Consider the following 19928-nt stretch of genomic DNA (forward strand, 5'->3'; position numbering starts at 1 on the left):
TTAAATATACAAAAAAGAAGAGCCTTAACGACTCTTCTTTTTTACCTTACTAGATTAGAAATCTTTTTCATCTTTCTTTTTCTTTGTAAAGCCCATCAAACCTAACATACCTGCAACGATCGAAGCTCCGACAGCTGCTAACGCATTGCCTTGCTTATCACCAGTTTGTGGTAATTCAGTTGCTGGGGTTTGAACTGGATTATTGACCACTGGTGTCACTTCTGGTTGCGCTGGTTGTTCTGGTTTTTGTTCCGGTGTTTCGACCTTGTGGTAGACCACAGGAGTATCAACACCTGGTTCACCCGGTGTCACACTTCTTGTTTCAGGGATCATACCAGGAATATCAGGTGTATCTGTCACGATCACCTTAGTTGGATCGTTTGGATCGTTTCTGTATTGAGGTGTTGGAACATTTGGAATTGGATTTCCATTTGGATCAACTGGAACGATCTTACCGATCTTGTTGTAGGTCACTGTTGTCTCAAGATCACGTTGTTGTGCAGTTTCACCAGGTACAGTTGCACGATCTGCATAGTAGCCTTCGATAACTGGAACTTTGACTGTTGCATAGTCATCGATATCAGACTTCCATGGTTCACTTGGATTCAAGACTTCGCCAGTTACCTTATCAACGATCAATGTGCGTGTCCAAGTAGATGTTTGGATGTCATCATCACGTAACTTATTACCGTTACCGTCAACAAAGTGAACAGTTGAAGTATATTGTTTCGTGTAATCATCCTTAGTTGGCCATTTTGGACCATTTGGATCATCTGGATTGATCGGTGTACCTGGTTCATGTGGGTTATTTGGCCCAACTGGTTCAGTACCATGACCTAATTTAACAACAAAGACTTGTTCTGTTCCGTTGTCATTGTAGACTGGAGTACCAGCATTAGTAAACCCATCTTCGATCAAGACATAGCCCTTCTTGGTCAATTCAGTGATCCGAGATGTAGTCGAGTAATCGATCTTGTCACCAACATTACCTGTCACGGAATCAGATTCGATCGTTGTGCCTGTCTTAGTATCAACATAAACGATCTTAGCTGTTTGCACATGCTTTTCAGGTGTTACTGGAACATATTTAACTGGTGTATCTTCACCTGGATCTGTTGGTGTCACACTTGGTACTTCTGGACGGTAGCCTGGGATCTCTGGTACTGGTTGATCTGGTGTCGTCTTACCTGGATCTGTTGGATCATTTGGATACTGTGGTGTTGGTGCATCTGGAATTGGGTTTCCTTCTGGGTCGACCGGAATGATCTTACCTAACTTAGCGTAAGTGAATGTTGCTGTCATGTCGCCCTTACCAAACTTACCTGTTGTATTTGAAGTTTCTTTCAAATAGTAACCGTCGATCACTTTAGCGTCGCCTGTTACATCATATTCAGAACCTTCTTCATAGTCTGTACCCTTAACGACTGATGGTGAAATTTCATTACCTTCTTCATCTACGAAACGTTCAGTCAAGGTGTACTTAGCGTTTTCGATCGGTACATATTTGACTGGTGTGTCTTTACCTGGATCTGTTGGTGTCACACTTGGTACTTCTGGACGGTAGCCTGGGATCTCTGGTACTGGTTGATCTGGTGTCGTCTTACCTGGATCTGTTGGATCATTTGGATACTGTGGTGTTGGTGCATCTGGAATTGGGTTTCCTTCTGGGTCGACCGGAATGATCTTACCTAACTTAGCGTAAGTGAACGTTGCTGTCATGTCGCCCTTACCAAACTTACCTGTTGTATTTGAAGTTTCTTTCAAATAGTAACCATCGATCACTTTAGCGTCGCCTGTTACATCATATTCAGAACCTTCTTCGTAGTCTGTACCCTTGATGACTGATGGTGAGATCTCGTTTCCATCTTCATCTACGAAACGTTCAGTCAAGGTGTACTTAGCGTTTTCGATCGGTACATATTTGACTGGTGTGTCTTTACCTGGATCTGTTGGTGTCACACTTGGTACTTCTGGACGGTAGCCTGGGATCTCTGGTACTGGTTGATCTGGTGTCGTCTTACCTGGATCTGTTGGATCATTTGGATACTGTGGTGTTGGTGCATCTGGAATTGGGTTTCCTTCTGGATCAACTGGAATGATCTTACCTAACTTAGCGTAAGTGAACGTTGCTGTCATGTCGCCCTTACCAAACTTACCTGTTGTATTTGAAGTTTCTTTCAAATAGTAACCATCGATCACTTTAGCGTCGCCTGTTACATCGTATTCAGACCCTTCTTCGTAGTCTGTACCCTTGATGACTGATGGTGAGATCTCGTTTCCATCTTCATCTACGAAACGTTCAGTCAAGGTGTACTTAGCGTTTTCGATCGGTACATATTTGACTGGTGTGTCTTTACCTGGATCTGTTGGTGTCACACTTGGTACTTCTGGACGGTAGCCTGGGATCTCTGGTACTGGTTGATCTGGTGTCGTCTTACCTGGATCTGTTGGATCATTTGGATACTGTGGTGTTGGTGCATCTGGAATTGGGTTTCCTTCTGGATCAACTGGAATGATCTTACCTAACTTAGCGTAAGTGAACGTTGCTGTCATGTCGCCCTTACCAAACTTACCTGTTGTATTTGAAGTTTCTTTCAAATAGTAACCATCGATCACTTTAGCGTCGCCTGTTACATCGTATTCAGACCCTTCTTCGTAGTCTGTACCCTTGATGACTGATGGTGAGATCTCGTTTCCATCTTCATCTACGAAACGTTCAGTCAAGGTGTACTTAGCGTTTTCGATCGGTACATATTTGACTGGTGTGTCTTTACCTGGATCTGTTGGTGTCACACTTGGTACTTCTGGACGGTAGCCTGGGATCTCTGGTACTGGTTGATCTGGTGTCGTCTTACCTGGATCTGTTGGATCATTTGGATACTGTGGTGTTGGCGCATCTGGAATTGGGTTTCCTTCTGGATCAACTGGAATGATCTTACCTAACTTAGCGTAAGTGAACGTTACAGTTACGTTATCCTTACCAAATGTCCCTTTAGCGTTATCGGAAACAGTCTTCAAGTAGTAGCCATCGATCACTTTAGCGTCGCCTGTTACATCGTAAGCAGATCCTGCTTCATAATCCGTACCCTTTGTTACGTTTGGTGCTAGTTCTTTACCATCTTCGTCAACAAATTTTTCAACTAAGCTATACTTGGCAACTTCGTCTTTTTCGTATTTAACTGGTGTATCTTCACCTGGTTTATTTGGAACGACCGTGTTACCATCTGGTGTCAAACCTGGTGTATCTTGATTTGGTACGACATGCCATCCTGGGATCTCTGGTACTGGCGTTTTTCCACCCTTGGTTGGATCTGTTGGATCATTTGGATATTGTGGCGTTGGTGCATCTGGAATTGGATTTCCTTCTGGATCAACTGGAATGATCTTGCCTAATGGACGGTAAACAACTTCTTCAGTCAAGTTTTCTTGTTTTGTATCCTTAGCTGCAACAGTTGCCTTATCAGCATAATAACCATCTACAAGTGGTGATTTTACAGCATCGTATTGTGCCTTATCCGCTGTCCAAGCTTCATTAGGATTCTTAACTTCACCAGTTACTGTATCAACAAGCAATGTCCGTGTCCAAGTAGATGTTTGAACATTGTCATCAGCAACTTTATTACCTTTATCATCAACATATGTGATCGTTGATGTGTAATCCTTACTGTATTGATCTTTAGCTGGCCATTTTGGACCATCTGGATCATTAGGATTGATCGGTGTGTCTGGTTCATGTGGGTCTGTTGGACCAACTGGTTTTTCACCGTGCTTTAAGATAACGTCAAAGACTTGGTCAGTGTTCTTATCGTTATCAAATGTTGCATCAGCTGGGAAACCATCACTTACCAAGACATAACCCTTGTCAGTCAATTCTTTGATCTTAGCTGCCGTCGAATAAGCGATCTTAGTTGAACTCTTACCTGTCACATTATCAGACGTGATCGTTTGACCCGTCGTTTCATCGATATAGTTGATCGTTGCTTTTTGATCATCATAGTTGTAAACGACCTCTGTATCCTTACCCGGATCTGTTGGTGTGACACTTGGTACTTCTGGTGTCATTCCTGGGATCTCTGGTACTGGTTGGTCTGGTGTCGTCTTACTTGGATCTGTTGGATCATTTGGATATTGTGGCGTTGGCGCATCTGGAATTGGGTTTCCTTCTGGATCAACTGGAATGATCTTGCCTAACTTAGCGTAAGTGAACGTTACAGTTACGTTATCCTTACCAAATGTCCCTTTAGCGTTATCGGAAACAGTCTTCAAGTAGTAGCCATCGATCACTTTAGCGTCACCTGTTACATCGTAAGCAGATCCTGCTTCATAATCCGTACCCTTTGTTACGTTTGGTGCTAGTTCTTTACCATCTTCGTCAACAAATTTTTCAACTAAGCTATACTTGGCAACTTCGTCTTTTTCGTATTTAACTGGTGTATCTTCACCTGGTTTATTTGGAACGACCGCGTTACCATCTGGTGTCAAACCTGGTGTATCTTGATTTGGCACGACATGCCATCCTGGGATATCAGGTACTGGCGTTTTTCCACCCTTGGTTGGATCTGTTGGATCATTTGGATATTGTGGCGTTGGCGCATCTGGAATTGGGTTTCCTTCTGGATCAACTGGAATGATCTTGCCTAACTTAGCGTAAGTGAACGTTACAGTTACGTTATCCTTACCAAATGTCCCTTTAGCGTTATCAGAAACAGTCTTCAAGTAGTAGCCATCGATCACTTTAGCATCGCCTGTTACATCGTAAGCAGATCCTGCTTCATAATCCGTACCCTTTGTTACGTTTGGTGCTAGTTCTTTACCATCTTCGTCAACAAATTTTTCAACTAAGCTATACTTGGCAACTTCGTCTTTTTCGTATTTAACTGGTGTATCTTCACCTGGTTTATTTGGAACGACCGTGTTACCATCTGGTGTCAAACCTGGTGTATCTTGATTTGGTACGACATGCCATCCTGGGATATCAGGTACTGGCGTTTTTCCACCCTTGGTTGGATCTGTTGGATCATTTGGATATTGTGGCGTTGGCGCATCTGGAATTGGATTTCCTTCTGGATCAACTGGAATGATCTTACCTAACTTAGCGTAAGTGAACGTTACAGTTACGTTGTCCTTACCAAATGTCCCTTTAGCGTTATCGGAAACAGTCTTCAAGTAGTAGCCATCGATCACTTTAGCGTCGCCTGTTACATCGTAAGCAGATCCTGCTTCATAATCCGTACCCTTTGTTACGTTTGGTGCTAGTTCTTTACCATCTTCGTCAACAAATTTTTCAACTAAGCTATACTTGGCAACTTCGTCTTTTTCGTATTTAACTGGTGTATCTTCACCTGGTTTATTTGGAACGACCGCGTTACCATCTGGTGTCAAACCTGGTGTGTCTTGATTTGGCACGACATGCCATCCTGGGATATCAGGTACTGGCGTTTTTCCACCCTTGGTTGGATCTGTTGGATCATTTGGATATTGTGGCGTTGGTGCATCTGGAATTGGATTTCCTTTTGGATCAACTGGTGTTACCTTACCCATTGGCTTGTAAACAACTTTTTCGACCAGATCTTTTTGTTCAGTTGGCTTTTCAGGAACAACTGACTTGTCAGCATAGTACCCTGGAACTACTGGAACGTTTACTTTAGAGTAATTTGGCTTATCTGGAGTCCAAGCTTCATTTGGATTTAAGATCTCGCCTGTAACTTTATCTACATTTAAAGTACGTGTCCAAGTAGATATTTGCTTATCATCAGGAATATTAGGCATCTTATTGCCTTGTTCATCAACAAATTCAACGGTTGAAGTATATTCCTTTTCATAATTGTCTTTTTCAGGCCATTTTGGACCATCTGGATCATTAGGGTTGATCGGTGTGCCCGGTTCATGTGGGTCTGTTGGTCCAACTGGAGCAGTATCATGTTCTAATGTTACATAGTATGTTTCTGGTGCATCACCAAATGTAGCATTTGCTGGTACACCATCACTGACTAATTTGTAACCCTTAGCAACATAGCTAGCGATCGTATCTTTAGTCGTATATCCTAAAGAATCACCTGGTGTCCCCTTAAGTTCTTTAGTTTCAAGAACCTTGTTGTTTTCTGTCTTGTCTTGATAAATGATCGTTACAGGTTGTTGTTGAACTACCTTCTTATAAACAATAACTGTTTCGTAGTTAGCTGGCATTGGTGCCACACCGTTATTATTTTTGAAAGCTTCAGTCAACTTACCATTTTTAACGACAGTATCATTTGGCATATCTAAAGTAGCGTGGATCGAAGCAGCATTACCCCCGACTGTCACACCATTTGCATTAGTTGATTTGATACTTGCAGTATAACCAGCGATCTCTGGTGTTGCTACTGCATCATAAGCTGTCTTAGTGTTAGAGCCATTAACGACTTTCCAACCTGAATCTTTAGTAACTACATATAAGCTTTTGATGTAATCTAAAATCTGATCAGCTGTGTGTCTAGCTGCATAAGCCTTAACTTCATTGATCTGATCAGCCGTTAGATCAAGGATGAGATCACGAGTTACATCAACTGTTTGTGTAACTGTTGGAGCAGCTTCAGTGCCATCTTCATAAACATACTTGATCACATTTTGATGTTGTCCAGATGCTTGTGTTTCTGTTGAGTGTGGGAACCAGATCTGGTGGGAAGCACGCATCGTAGAGATACCATAATATGGTGCTGTACCTTTTGCACCTTTGACTGTTGGAGAAGTCTGATTATCCTTGATATCATTTGCAAGAACACCAGCTGTTAATCCTATACCACTGATCGATGAATCAGGATTTGCACCGTTATCCCAAATATTTTTAGCTGCAAATCCATTTTTATCAAATTCTACTGAGTTAACGTTCAACCAAATTTGCTGTGCGCTATCAGACTTGATCTGTTGGTAAACAACGTAATCTGTACCACCGATCTTAAGTACACCTTTTGTGCCTCCCATGTAGATCAAGTTAGCCGTGTACTTTTCATTTGTAGTATTGATACTTACACCACCAACAGGCATCCAACCTGTTGTGGCACCGCCAGCAGAGTAACGTTGCAAGTTAAGGTACAACGGATCTTGAATGTCGATCACCGATTGTGCTGCACCTAACGGAAATGAGATCAATTCAGCGTAGAAGTTCGTGTTGTCATCACGGATATCAACAACGGCACCTTTCTTAGATGTAAAGGCTGCATGTGTGTTAGCATTTTGTGAATCTAAAGAAATAACGTCATCCCACGGATTATCTCCACGACCGGTCAAAATAACGCGGAAAGTAGCGTATTCATCGATCGTGATATTACCGCCTTCATTGACCCCGATATAGTTATAACCATCATAACTACCAGATACCCCAGTCTTACCATTTGATTCAAACAATGTATTGGAATGCTTAGAGATCAAGATGTTTGAGTTATTTGCTAGATCTAACGCCACACCCCGACCTTTATTTTGGAAATGAACATTTGAATATTCACCGGAAGTAAAATTAGCGTTGTTACCTAAGATAAAACCATCACGACCGGCGAAATTGAAGTTTGAATAATCCCCGAATGTTACGGTTGTAGGGCCAGCATTACGTGATCGAGCTGTCGTATAACCACCAAAGCGATCTCTATCTGTGATCCCGATCGCTGGACGAGTTGCCCCGATCGAAACAGCTTGACCGATGCTTGTGTTCATATTGACAGTGGAGTTCTTACCTGTTAAGAAATTACCACCATTTAACATGAAGATCCCGGCATCATGATAACGAGCACTATCAGTTGCATTGTTAGTGTTCATGTTGATCGTCATTGTAGCATTGTCACCAACACGAACCGTGGAACCGTCTGGTAAGTTGATACCATCACCGATCGCAGAACGGTTAAGGGTAAAGTTAGCCCCATCCTTAACAGTTACTGACTTAGCACCCCAAATGTTAGCATCGTTACCGTTAGCTTTATAGGTGTTAACTGTTGGTTTGCTTGAAGTTGAAACTGTCGATGTCGTCGCACCATCGATCACAACATCACCATTTCCGCTACCACCGTAAAGGGAAGCACCGGAATGTCTTACATCTTTAAAAGTAACTGTTGAGTTATTACCTGTAAATGTTACCGCACCATTTGCACTTGAAGTGATCAAGTTCAAATTGTCAAAAGTAAGGTTCAAGTTACCATTTACTTTTAATGGGTTAGTACCAAAGTTGATACCAGAATTATTGTTAGTCCCTTTGATCACAACGTTGCGTCTGTTAGCATAAACTGAACCTGAACCAGCTGTGATCGTCCCGTTAACGTTGATCGTATCATATTGTGAGCTATTTAAAGCATTGACAAGCCCCATCCAGTTGTTGACAGTGATAGACGTACTGTTGTCATCGGCTGTTGTTGCAGCGCGGAAAACAGGATTTGTTTCAACACCTTGAGCTTTATCAACTGCTGCCGCTTCATTTACTTGACTTACAGCTGTTTTTGTTTCATCATTATTGGATAATGTAGATTCTTTTGTTGATTCGTTTGTTACTGAATTTTCTTGTTTACTGTTGTCTACTTGCGTATTTTGTTCTTCTTTAGTGGAGGAAGTTATTGCTGTTGTAGCATCGTTGGTGGAAGTAGAAGCTGATGCTTGTGTTTGAGTATTTTCGTTAGTTTCTGCTGTTTCAGAAGTATTATCAGCTGTTGTCACATCATCATTAGTGGAAGAGGTGGAAGAAGTTGATGATGCAGCTTTCAACTTGACCGTTTGCTCATTGATGTTTGTGGAAGAATCATCTTGAGTTGCGATCTCTGGTTGCTTATCGGTATCAGTATTTTGTTCAGCTGCACTAGCACCTGTGGCTTGTCCAAGGAAGAAGGCCGTACCTACTAAAACCGATGTTACACCTACACTGAGCTTTTTGATCGTATATTTGGAAACTTTATTGGCAGATTTTCGCAAATATAGATCTCGATTATTTCTTGAGACCATTGTCTATGTTTCTCTCCTTTAACTTAAATTTTAGAATTCTATTGATTATAAATACTGTTCAATATTTTAAAAATGGACAATTCAACAAAAATTGTAAAAAATGTTATGAATTTTATATAAATAATTGTATTTTTCAATAAAATTTGTAAAAGTGTTCTATCTCTTGACTAGATTAGACTGAAAAAAGTTATAATGATAATTGAGTTGATAAATTATTAAAAAGTTCATGTATCTATTTTAATTTATATTATGTAAAGAGGTCACGATTTATATGAAAAGGCTAAAAATGATAAAATCTCTGCATGTTTGCCTTAGACTTCCCATTATTGTCTTTGACGAAAATCTAGAGATCATCGAAGAGTATCGTTCTAATCAGACACCGGTGCTCTTTAACGACTATGAAAATATCCTAAATGAAGCTTTGAATTCACACGAGTTATTCAGTTTCATTAGCGGGAAACTAAACGACATGTTTTTACTCTATAATTTTGAGAATTTTCATATCCTATTTGGTCCCTTTAAATGCAATATCGTTGACAAAACTTTCTTCTATAAAGAAATGAAAGTTTTAAAGATCAACGCTAAAGATCAAGAGATCCTCTATAGTTATTTAAATGACCTACCGTTATTTTCAACTAGTGATCTCCGTGATATTTTGATCATGGTCCACTACTTCTTTTCTGGTGAAATAAAAGATCTAATGTCTGATAAGATCCACCTTGAAACAAAGAAATACTCAACTGAGATCACCGATGAACGGATCGAATATTTGGTTTCTCAAAACTTCGATTCAAATATGTATCTCTATCTCTATGAACACAAGATATTGGACTATGTCCGTAGTGGCGATGTCAACAAATTACGCGATATGGTCTTCAAACTAAGCAATGGTGTCATCCCTGCGGTTACAGGTGATACCCTACGTTCAGAAAAAAATTATTCGATCGTGGTTTTTGAAAAACTATCTCAGGCTGGGATCGAGTTAGGCATGGATATCATCACTGCTTATGGTAGTCGTGATCTTTTTATCAAAAAGACTGAACTAAGTAATACTTTAGATGAGATCTTGCAGGTCAGAGATTCGGCGATCGTTTATTACACGAGCGAAGTAAATAAGGTCATCACCTTACACTTGTCACCACTGACAACTTCGATCATTCAATATATCAACACTAATATGTATCGCCCTTTGAAAGTCAAAGAGTTAGCTAGTCATTTTAATATCAGTGAATCTAAACTGCGGACACTCTTTAAGACTGAATTAGGCTCAACAGTCCAAGATTATATCATCGAGCGTAAAATCGAAGAAGCAAAACTCATGCTCAAGTCAAACGTTACAACTAATGAAGCAGCCTATACTCTTGGTTTTGCAGATGCATCCCACTTCTCACGGGTCTTTAAAAAGATCGTGGGCAAGACACCAAAACACTATCAGCAATCAGCTACTTTGATCGATTGATACAAGAAGCCCCCTCGAATTTTTTGAAAAAATTCAAGGGGGCTTCTTGTATAACGCTTATTTAGAAAGATCATCACGCAACTTAGCTAAAGCATCCAACTGCTCATCACTAAACGGCGAGCGTCTAACTAACGCTTGATCTTGATATTGTCTTGCGGCCACGTGCACTTCACGCTTGGCGCGTTTTATATCTTGGTACAATTCCCAAGCGGGCTTGCGCAAAGCACCTTGGGAAAAGATCGTCCACTGTTCAGCCCCATCGCTGGTCGCAACTTCTACTTGGGTCAAACGTGTCTGTAATTTTCCAGCTAAAGCTTCAATATAACTATCAGCTGTTTGACCTTCATCAGTCCAAACAACTTGCAGACCGTACTGTTCATAACTTTTTGATAATCCTGGCACATACATCGCATCAAAAACTACGATGATCTCTGCATTACTTTGCTTATAATAATCTGAGAGAATATATAATAGTTTATCACGGGCTTCTTCTAAACGATCGGCCTTTTTTAACTTCTCTAATTCTGGCCAATGCCCGATCATATTGTAGGCATCAACGATCAAAATTCGCTTCTTCATCGTTAGTTGCCCCGTGAAGTAAAGCCTTGGTAGATCAAAAGACTTGCGGCAACACTAGCATTTAAACTTTGAACATGTCCGACCATTGGGATCGTCAACATCTCATCACAATTTTTCTTAAGTAATGGTGCGATCCCTTTACCTTCATTGCCGATCACCAAAGCAGTCGGCCCCTTGGCACTCCACTTTCTAAAATCAGTCCCATGCATATCAGTTCCAAAGACCCAAACACCACGTTTTTTAAGCTCTTCGACCGTTTGCACGAGATTAGTCACGCGACATACTGGCACATATTCGATCGCACCAGTTGAGGTCTTGGCTACTGTCGAAGTCAATTGCACAGCGCGTCGCTTAGGAATAATGATCCCATGTACTCCCGCAGCATCAGCCGTTCGCATGATCGATCCTAAATTATGCGGGTCTTCGATACCATCTAAGATGATGAAAAATGGATCTTCAGCTTTAGCTTGGGCTTTAGCAAATAGATCATCTAAACTCGCATATTCATAAGCCGCTACCGCCAATACGACTCCTTGGTGGTTTTGGCCATCAGCTAATAGATCTAACTTAGCTTTTGGAACTTGGTTGACGATCACACCTTTTTTCTTGGCCAAACTAGCCACTTCTTTTAAGGCATCAGCTTTTAAACCTGCTTGCAAAAATACTTTATTGACCGCTTGTTTGCTCTTCAAAGCTGCCACAGCTGGGTGGCGTCCGATCACAAAATCTTCATTTGTTGCCATTATTTCCCCTCCGCTTCAACTGTTTTGATACACCAAGCTGCTAATTCATCTAGACGCTTTGTCTGTCCACTTAGATAAAGATAACCAAACAAAGCTTCAAAACCAGTCGAGATCCGATAAGTCACAACGGAAGTGTTCTTAGCCGAAGTATAACTCTTCGCATTTCTCCCGCGGCGGAAATACTCTTGTTCTTCTGGGGTCAACAGTTCTTGTTCTTCCATTTTCTTGATGAGCATTGCTTGGGCTTTAGCCGACACATAATGCGTTGCGCGATGATGCAAACGTGTTGGTTTGGTCATCCCTTCATCTAATAAATGCTTTCTGATATAGACTTCATAGATCGCATCTCCCATATAAGCAAGTGCGATCCCATTTACTTGTTTGTAATCTGCCATTTTAGCCTCTCTTCCATCGTGTCCCTTGTGGGGTATCTTCTAAAATGATACCTTGATCTTTCAAAGTATCTCTGATCTCATCACTTGTGGCAAAATCACGGTTTGCTCGTGCTTCATCACGTTTTTTGATCAATGCTTCGATTTTTTCATCACCGAGCTCTTCATTTTCAAATTCGATCCCAAAAATTTCGACTAAAGTTGCAAAATTTTGTAAAAGATATTCCAAAGTTGCACGGTTGACCTCTTCTCTAGCTGCATAAACATTTAATTCACGTGCTAATTCATAGACCACCGTGATCCCATTTTGCGTATTGAAGTCATCATCCATCGCTACTTTGAATTTCGCCACTAATGCTTCGACCTTGGTTTGGACCCAAGTTTCGAGCGCACCCTCCCCAGCATCTTCCAAGCGATAGCGCACATTTTGCGCCGCTGTCTTTAGTTTGTTCAAGTTAGTCTTAGCATCATCTAAATTAGCTTGGCTATAGCGGATCGGATGGCGGTATTGTGTCGTTGCCATCAAAAAGCGGACGATCTGTGGATCGAGTTTTTTGACTAATTCATGGACTGTTACGAAATTGCCTAGTGACTTACTCATCTTTTCATCGTCTTGACCGATCGTCACAAAGCCATTGTGCATCCAATAGTTGGCAAATTTTTGACCATTTTTAGCCTCACTTTGAGCGATCTCATTTTCATGGTGGGGAAATTCCAGGTCTTGACCGCCAGCGTGAATATCGATCGTCTTACCGAGATATTTACCAGCCATCACGGAACATTCGATATGCCACCCGGGACGCCCTTTGCCCCAAGGAGAATCCCAGGCGATCTCCCCAGGCTTAGCACTCTTCCAAAGGGCAAAATCTAATGGATCTTCTTTTTTGCCTTGATCACTTGCTTGGACACGTTCACTGGCCCCTTGTTCTAAGGCATCGATCGATTGACCCGAAAGTTTTCCGTAGTCTTTAAATTTGCGGGCACGATAATAGACGTCACCTTGCGTCTCATAGGCATAGCCTTTATCCACTAAAGTAGCGATAAAATCGATTATCTCTGGCATATTTTCCATGACTCGCGGATTTTTGCTTGCCTTTTTGATGTTCAATGCAGCAATATCTTCATAAAAAGCCGCAATAAATTTAGTTGTTACTTCTTGAACCGACAGCCCCGTTTCTTGACTAGCTTTGATGATCTTATCATCAACATCGGTAAAGTTAGAAACATAATTTACTTCATATCCTCGATATTCAAGGTAGCGTCGAACAGTATCAAAAGCGATCGCTGAGCGGGCATTACCGATATGAATATAATTATAGACAGTTGGCCCGCAGACATACATGCTGACTTTACCTGCAACAAGCGGTTCAAATGCTTCTTTTTCTTTTGTTAAAGTATTATAGATCTGGATCATCTTGTAAACCCCCTTTTATCTTGAGTGTGGAGCAAGTTGGGCTAAGGCGTATGAACAACTGCGCTTTAAGGCTGATGCGCTTTTTGCATCTGACTTGAAGCACTGTTATTCACTAGCCTTAAACTTGCGCAACACGTTATCTTGAGTGTGGAGCAAGTTGGGTTAAGGCGTATGAATAACTGCGCTTTAAGGCTGATGCGCTTTTTGTATCTGACTTGAAGCACTGTTATTCACTAGCCTTAAACTTGCGCAACACGTTATCTTGAGTGTGGAGCAAGTTGGGTTAAGGCGTATGAATAACTGCGCTTTAAGGCTGATGCGCTTTTTGCATCTGGCTTAAAGCGCAGTTATTCACTAGCCTTAAACTTGCGTAACACGTTATTAGGCGCAAAGGATGTAAACAAAAGGGCTGCAACTTTTGTCACAGCCCTGATTAAGCTGCCTTTGCGCAGACTAATGTCTTTTTATCGCAGCTTGTTATTATATTCTAAGCTTTCATTTCAGCTAAAGTCTTATCCAAATGTTCCAAAACTTTTTGGCGACCTAAAAGCTCGATCGAAGGAGCTAATTCTGGTCCGTGCATTTCACGCGTCGTTGCGATCCGGATAGGCATGTAAAGCTTACGCCCACGCACACCAGTATCTTTTTGGATCTGACGGATCATGTTTTGGATCGAGACAGCATCAAAAATCGGTAATTGCTTTGCTTGCTTAGCAAATTCTTCTAGCACGATCGTTGCTGACTCATCTGCTAATTCGGCTTTAGCTTCTTCATCTAGCATTGGTGGTTCAGTGAAGAAGATCTCAGCCATTTCAGCTAATTGACCCGTATAAGACATTTGACGCTTATACAAGTTAACTAATTGGCGGACCCATTGGATCTTCAGCGTATCTGGATCTGCTTTGATCTTGCCTGCTTTGATCAATTGCTTCAAAGATGAATCTGTGATCTCATCGCTATCAGCTGATTTGACATATTGGTTGTTGATCCATTCAAGTTTCTTACCATCAAAAGCTGCTGGTGATTTACTTAAACGTTTTGGATCAAACATCTTGACAAAGTCTTTTTGTGAGAAGATCTCAGATTCACCCACTGGAGACCAGCCAAGCAGGGTGATGAAGTTAAACATTGCTTCTGGCAAGTAACCTAATGAACGATATTGTTCGATAAATTGCAAGACAGATTCATCACGCTTGGAAAGCTTCTTACCTGTTTCGGAGTTGATGATAAGTGACATATGCCCAAAGACTGGCGCTTCCCAGCCAAAAGCATCGTAAACCGCCAATTGTTTTGGTGTGTTAGCCACGTGATCATCCCCACGTAAAACGTGTGTGATGTTCATCAAATGATCATCTACAACTACCGCAAAATTGTAAGTTGGCATCCCATCGCGTTTTTGGATCACAAAGTCGCCCCCGATAGTGTCGGAATTGAAGCTAACTTTACCTTTAACGATATCATCCCATTCGTAGACCTTATCATGTGGTAAACGGATCCGGATAACTGGTTTTAAGCCTTTTGCTTTAGCTTCTTCTTGTGAAGCCTTGATCTGATCAGCTGTCATACCTTCGTATTCGTAGATATAACGTGGTGCTTCACCGTTAGCTTTTTGTTCTTCACGTTGCGCTTGTAATTCTTCTTCTGTCATATAAGATTCATACGCTAGACCCTTGTCCAATAATTCTTGGATCAATGGTTGGTAGATATCTTTACGTTCAGATTGACGGTAAGGACCATATTTACCTGGTTTATCTGGACCTTCATCCCAGTCGATCCCTAACCATTTAAGGTTGTCGAGCTGGCTTTTTTCGCCGTCTGCAATATTACGTTTAGTATCCGTATCTTCAATTCGTAAAACGAATGTCCCTTTATTGTGACGTGCAAATAAATAGTTAAATAACGCGGTTCGTGCATTACCGATATGCAAATGCCCCGTTGGACTTGGTGCATAACGAACGCGAATCTTATCTTTTGCCAATTTAAGCGCCTCTTTCTTGTTATTACTTTACATACCCTACAATTTTACAATGAATAAGGTAAAAAATAAACTACTCTAGGCTAATTCCTTAGTTTTTTTCCCGTAACTTCTTCTTAGAATGATAGGGTTTCGCAAAAATCATCCGCCCCGCATCGGTCTGGATCGCTGAAGTAACTTCAACTTCGAGCGTCTTATTCATGTAATAACGTCCATCTTCAACCACGATCATCGTGCCATCATCAAGATAAGCGACCCCTTGTTGCCGCTCAGTCCCGTTCTTGATCACCATGACGTTCAAGCGTTCACCAGGGATCACTCGAGGCTTGAGGGATTTAGCCAAAGCATTGACGTTTAAGACCTTCACATTTTGAAATTCGCTGACTTTATTCAAATTATAGTCATTAGTTACGATCACTGCATCTAACATCTTAGCGAGCTTGATCAATTTTGAATCAACTTCTTGGATGTCATCAAAATCGCCTTCATACATCTCAACTGGTACGATATTTTCATTTTGCAACTTATTCAAAATATCCAGCCCACGGCGCCCGCGAACACGTTTGATACTATCACCTGAATCAGCGATATATTGCAATTCATATAAGACAAAGTTAGGTACGACTAAGGTCCCTTCTAAAAAGCCAGTCTTGGCGAGATCATAGATCCGTCCATCGATCAAAATGTTAGTATCTAACAATTTATATTTATAGAAATTGTCGCCTACTTTACGTTCTAAAACATTATTTTCTTCGACTTCTTTTTTCTTAGACCGTGCCGAAAATAACTTAGGCAGATCCCCCAAACGCGTCCGGCCTACGAACCAGCCGAGATAGGCAAATAAGATCATCACGATCACTGGCAAGATCGTATTGATAAAGAACAGTGGTGATTGCCAGAAAAGCGTTGAGATCAAGACTGCGATCACAAGTGATACAATAATTGCAATACTCTCAGAAATGATCGCTTCGGTCTTTTGTTTAGCCAGTGTCTCTTCGACTTTTTTTAGCGCACCTTCAAGTGGTTCCGCTAAAATAAATGAGCATAGCATCATTAAAATTAACCCGATAAACATATTTACGATCGGATTATATAAAACTTGTAATTGGATATTTAATAGGTTCCACAGACCGGGTAAAAAGGAATACCCCGCCCCGATACCAAGGAACGCAAAGATCAATTGGATTATTCGTTTGCGCATGTATTAATGACCCCTTTCTTAAAAAACATGCCGTAAAGCTTCACTGATCGTCTTAACGCCAACTACATCGATATTAGTTGGCAATTCCAGACCATTTAAATTATTTTGGGGGATAAAGACCCGTTTAAAGCCTAATTTAGCTGCTTCAGCTATTCTTTGGTCGATCCGAGTCACCCGTCTGATCTCACCGGTCAAACCTAATTCACCAATAAAACAGTCATCTGGTGCGGTCTGTTGGTCACGATAACTCGATACCAAACTCATCGCGATCGCTAGATCGATCGCTGGTTCATCTAATTTAACGCCCCCAGCGGCTTTTAAGTAAGCATCTTGATTTTGTAAAAGTAGCCCCGCCCGCTTTTCGAGCACTGCCATGATCAACGAGACCCGATTGTGATCTAGTCCTGTCGTGGTCCGCTTAGCGTTGCCAAAGGCTGTTGGAGTGACTAAAGCTTGGATCTCTGCTAAGATCGGCCGTGTTCCTTCCATTGAGACCACGACAGCCGAACCGGTCGCACCACTTAAACGCTCTTCTAAGAAGATCTCAGATGGATTAGGAACTTCAACTAGCCCGCCATCTCGCATCTCAAACACGCCGATCTCATTGGTCGAACCAAAACGATTTTTGACTGCACGTAAGATCCGGTAGGTGCGATGCATGTCACCTTCAAAGTACAACACCGTATCGACCATATGCTCTAAGATCTTGGGCCCAGCGATCGCGCCACCTTTGGTCACATGACCAACGATAAAGATCGTGATCCCATTGGTCTTAGCAACTTGCATCAAAGCAGCAGTCACCTCGCGGATCTGCGCCACACTTCCGACCGCCGAAGTAACTTCTGGCATCTGCATCGTTTGAACTGAGTCAATGATGACATAGTCTGGTTTTAAGTCTTCGATATTTTGTAAAATACTGCCCATATCGGTCTCAGGGTAAAGGTAAAATTCACTGCCTGAGACTCCCAAGCGTTGGGCCCGCATCTTGATCTGGTTTGCACTTTCTTCACCCGAAACGTAGAGCAACTTTCCCCCTTGATCTGATAAACTTCCCGAAACTTGTAAAAGTAACGTTGATTTACCGATCCCAGGATCGCCCCCGATCAAGACCATTGAACCAGGAACAACGCCCCCACCTAAGACCCGATTCAATTCACCATTTTTCGTATCGACTCTAGGTGTTTGTGAGATCTTGATCGTATCGATCTTTTGTGGGGCATTCGTTGTTCCTGTCAAAGTAACGCGTGGGGTAGCTTTAACCGCTGCACTTTTTTGTTCAACTTCTTCAACTAAAGTGTTCCATTCGCTACAGTTAGGACACCGCCCCAAATAACGTGGTGATACATAGCCACAATTTTGACATACATATCTAGTTTTGACTTTTGCCATAATTGCCCCCCTCTACTTATAAAATATAAGTATACCCGAAAATTATTAAAAAATTTTATAAGATATCTTTAAATTCCTAACGTCCTGATGAGCCAAAACCACCGGTTCTCTTAGCTAGAGGCGTGGCTTCATCATCAGCCAAAAGGTATGGTAAAAAGATGCCTTGGCCTAATCTTTCACCTTTTTTGATCACTTTGTCCGTTAGCCCAAAATTGACCAATTGGAAAAAGATCTCACCTTCATTATTATCATTTCCATAATAATCAGCATCAACGATCCCGACCCCATTTGGTAAGATCAAGCCGTGTTTTAGCGGATTGCTAGAACGGTTAGCCAGCATCAAGAACTCATCCGGTTGCATATAAGCCTTGATCCCCGTCGGTACAAGGTATGGTTTTAAGACCTTATTAGCAGCTACTAACTCTTTAGCTGTGTGCTCTTTTTGTTTACGTAATGCATGTAAGATCTGCAAAAAGTTACGCTTCCAAATACTTGGCAAGACAAAATCTTTAGCGGCACAAAAATCATAGCCCGCTGCATTTTGTGTTGCTCTAACTGGCAACGTCAAGTCCTCACCTTGATATTTTGAAACGATCTCAAATCCTCTTTTCATTTCTCAAACCCCATTCATTTTAGTAGTTGTCAGTACTATATTTATGATACCATTAATTTTGAAGGCAAACAGCATTTCACATTATTTAATGTTATGTTTTTTACCGCTGATAATTATTTAATTTGGGGTGATAGATATGGATTTCATCTGGCAAGACGACCAGCTAATTTGTCAAAACGAGCAGCAAGAAATGCTCGGTAATATTGGCTTTAAAATGATCAATGATGACCAAACTTATGTTATCGAACGTACTTTTGTCGCTGAACAAGCACGCGGCCAAGGACTTGCAAAAAAGATGACCGTCTTCTTTTTAGAGCACGCAAAGGCGCAAAATAAGACGATCCTGCCTCTGTGCTCTTACACGCAAAAATATTTTGCAGCCAATCCTGAACTTGAACACTTATTATTCAAGCAAAATAAATAAGTTAAATCTGAAAGGGTCTTTTACATGAATCAAAATGAACTAAAACGTCTGGTAGGCGAAAAATCAGTTGAATGGGTCAAAAATGGGATGATCGTCGGCTTAGGTACCGGCTCGACAGTCCGCTATATGGTCGATGCTTTGGGACGCCGGATCGCTGAAGAAGATCTCCAAATAACTGGCGTAACTACTTCAAGTGTTACGGCTAAACAGGCTGAAGCGTTAGGCATTCCTTTGATCTCAGTCGATGAGGCTGATCATATCGATATCGTGATCGACGGTGCCGATGAGATCTCAAGCGATTTTCAAGGTATCAAGGGTGGTGGCGCTGCTCTTTTATTTGAAAAGATCGTTGCCGTCAACTCCACTAAAGTTCTCTGGATCGTGGATGAAAGCAAGATGGTCGATAAATTAGGCGCTTTCCCATTACCAGTTGAGGTCATCCCATATGGTAGCCAGAAATTATTTGACCGTTTTGCCGCTAAGGGCTTAAATCCCACTTTCCGCAAACAAGAAAATGGTAGTCTCTTATTGACCGACTCAGATAATTACATCATCGATCTTCACCTCGAACAGATCGATGATCCACATGCTTTAGCCGAATATCTCATCCACCAAGTCGGAGTCGTTGAACACGGTCTTTTCTTAGACATGGTAAACGATGTGATCGTCGGCAAACAAGTTGGGCCTGTAGTCTTACATGCTCGTAATTAGCCAAAACTTGTAACTTTTATCACCATAGACTAATATTTAAAAAAATAGATTTAATAATTTAAAACTAATTCAT

The 19928-nt window shown here is 41.4% G+C and carries 12 protein-coding genes; 3 read left to right on the forward strand and 9 right to left on the reverse strand.

Annotated elements, in window-relative coordinates:
- Nucleotides 1-54: 54 nt before the first annotated feature.
- Nucleotides 55-8955, reverse strand: coding sequence for a MucBP domain-containing protein (locus tag CPS94_RS06890; protein ID WP_112194375.1), 8901 nt, complete (start codon nucleotides 8953-8955; stop codon nucleotides 55-57).
- Between the two features lie 271 nt (nucleotides 8956-9226).
- Here CPS94_RS06890 and CPS94_RS06895 point away from each other — a divergent pair, with 271 nt between their 5' ends.
- A complete protein-coding gene (locus tag CPS94_RS06895; RefSeq protein WP_004051760.1) occupies nucleotides 9227-10414 on the forward strand; it encodes a YSIRK-targeted surface antigen transcriptional regulator in 1188 nt (395 codons plus the stop codon).
- A gap of 57 nt (nucleotides 10415-10471) precedes the next feature.
- Here CPS94_RS06895 and CPS94_RS06900 read toward each other — a convergent pair whose 3' ends face one another.
- The 8 genes from CPS94_RS06900 to CPS94_RS06935 all read right to left on the reverse strand — a co-directional run bounded on the left by CPS94_RS06900 (nucleotide 10472) and on the right by CPS94_RS06935 (nucleotide 18720).
- Nucleotides 10472-10993 carry an NYN domain-containing protein gene (locus CPS94_RS06900; RefSeq protein ID WP_076148975.1) on the reverse strand — a complete coding sequence of 174 codons (522 nt, stop codon included), beginning with the start codon at nucleotides 10991-10993 and terminating at the stop codon, nucleotides 10472-10474.
- A 2-nt stretch (nucleotides 10994-10995) separates the two neighbouring features.
- Nucleotides 10996-11736 carry a 23S rRNA (guanosine(2251)-2'-O)-methyltransferase RlmB gene (rlmB, locus tag CPS94_RS06905; RefSeq protein ID WP_004051765.1) on the reverse strand — a complete coding sequence of 247 codons (741 nt, stop codon included), beginning with the start codon at nucleotides 11734-11736 and terminating at the stop codon, nucleotides 10996-10998.
- A complete protein-coding gene (locus CPS94_RS06910; protein WP_004051767.1) occupies nucleotides 11736-12131 on the reverse strand; it encodes a Mini-ribonuclease 3 in 396 nt (131 codons plus the stop codon). Before CPS94_RS06910 ends, rlmB begins: the two co-directional genes overlap by 1 nt.
- A 1-nt stretch (nucleotide 12132) precedes the next feature.
- The gene (cysS, locus tag CPS94_RS06915; protein ID WP_112286447.1) at nucleotides 12133-13542 is read right to left on the reverse strand and encodes a cysteine--tRNA ligase; all 1410 of its coding nucleotides are present in this window, start codon (nucleotides 13540-13542) and stop codon (nucleotides 12133-12135) included.
- 487 nt (nucleotides 13543-14029) lie between these two features.
- Nucleotides 14030-15520, reverse strand: a complete 1491-nt coding sequence (gene gltX / locus CPS94_RS06920) for a glutamate--tRNA ligase (protein ID WP_056960043.1) — start codon at nucleotides 15518-15520, stop codon at nucleotides 14030-14032.
- 88 nt (nucleotides 15521-15608) lie between these two features.
- The gene (locus CPS94_RS06925; RefSeq protein WP_056960045.1) at nucleotides 15609-16718 is read right to left on the reverse strand and encodes a PIN/TRAM domain-containing protein; all 1110 of its coding nucleotides are present in this window, start codon (nucleotides 16716-16718) and stop codon (nucleotides 15609-15611) included.
- A gap of 18 nt (nucleotides 16719-16736) precedes the next feature.
- A complete protein-coding gene (radA, locus tag CPS94_RS06930; protein WP_004051773.1) occupies nucleotides 16737-18107 on the reverse strand; it encodes a DNA repair protein RadA in 1371 nt (456 codons plus the stop codon).
- A gap of 76 nt (nucleotides 18108-18183) precedes the next feature.
- Nucleotides 18184-18720, reverse strand: a complete 537-nt coding sequence (locus tag CPS94_RS06935; RefSeq protein WP_004051774.1) for a dCTP deaminase/dUTPase family protein — start codon at nucleotides 18718-18720, stop codon at nucleotides 18184-18186.
- Nucleotides 18721-18856: 136 nt separating this feature from the next.
- Between CPS94_RS06935 and CPS94_RS06940 the strand changes: the two genes are divergently transcribed.
- Together CPS94_RS06940 and rpiA are read left to right on the forward strand one after the other, a co-directional pair.
- Complete coding sequence (locus CPS94_RS06940) at nucleotides 18857-19144, forward strand: GNAT family N-acetyltransferase (RefSeq protein ID WP_112194371.1); 288 nt, start codon at nucleotides 18857-18859, stop codon at nucleotides 19142-19144.
- Between the two features lie 24 nt (nucleotides 19145-19168).
- Nucleotides 19169-19855 carry a ribose-5-phosphate isomerase RpiA gene (gene rpiA, locus CPS94_RS06945; protein ID WP_004051776.1) on the forward strand — a complete coding sequence of 229 codons (687 nt, stop codon included), beginning with the start codon at nucleotides 19169-19171 and terminating at the stop codon, nucleotides 19853-19855.
- Nucleotides 19856-19928 lie beyond the last annotated feature (73 nt).

This window comes from Ligilactobacillus murinus, assembly GCF_003288115.1.
GTDB lineage: Bacteria > Bacillota > Bacilli > Lactobacillales > Lactobacillaceae > Ligilactobacillus > Ligilactobacillus murinus.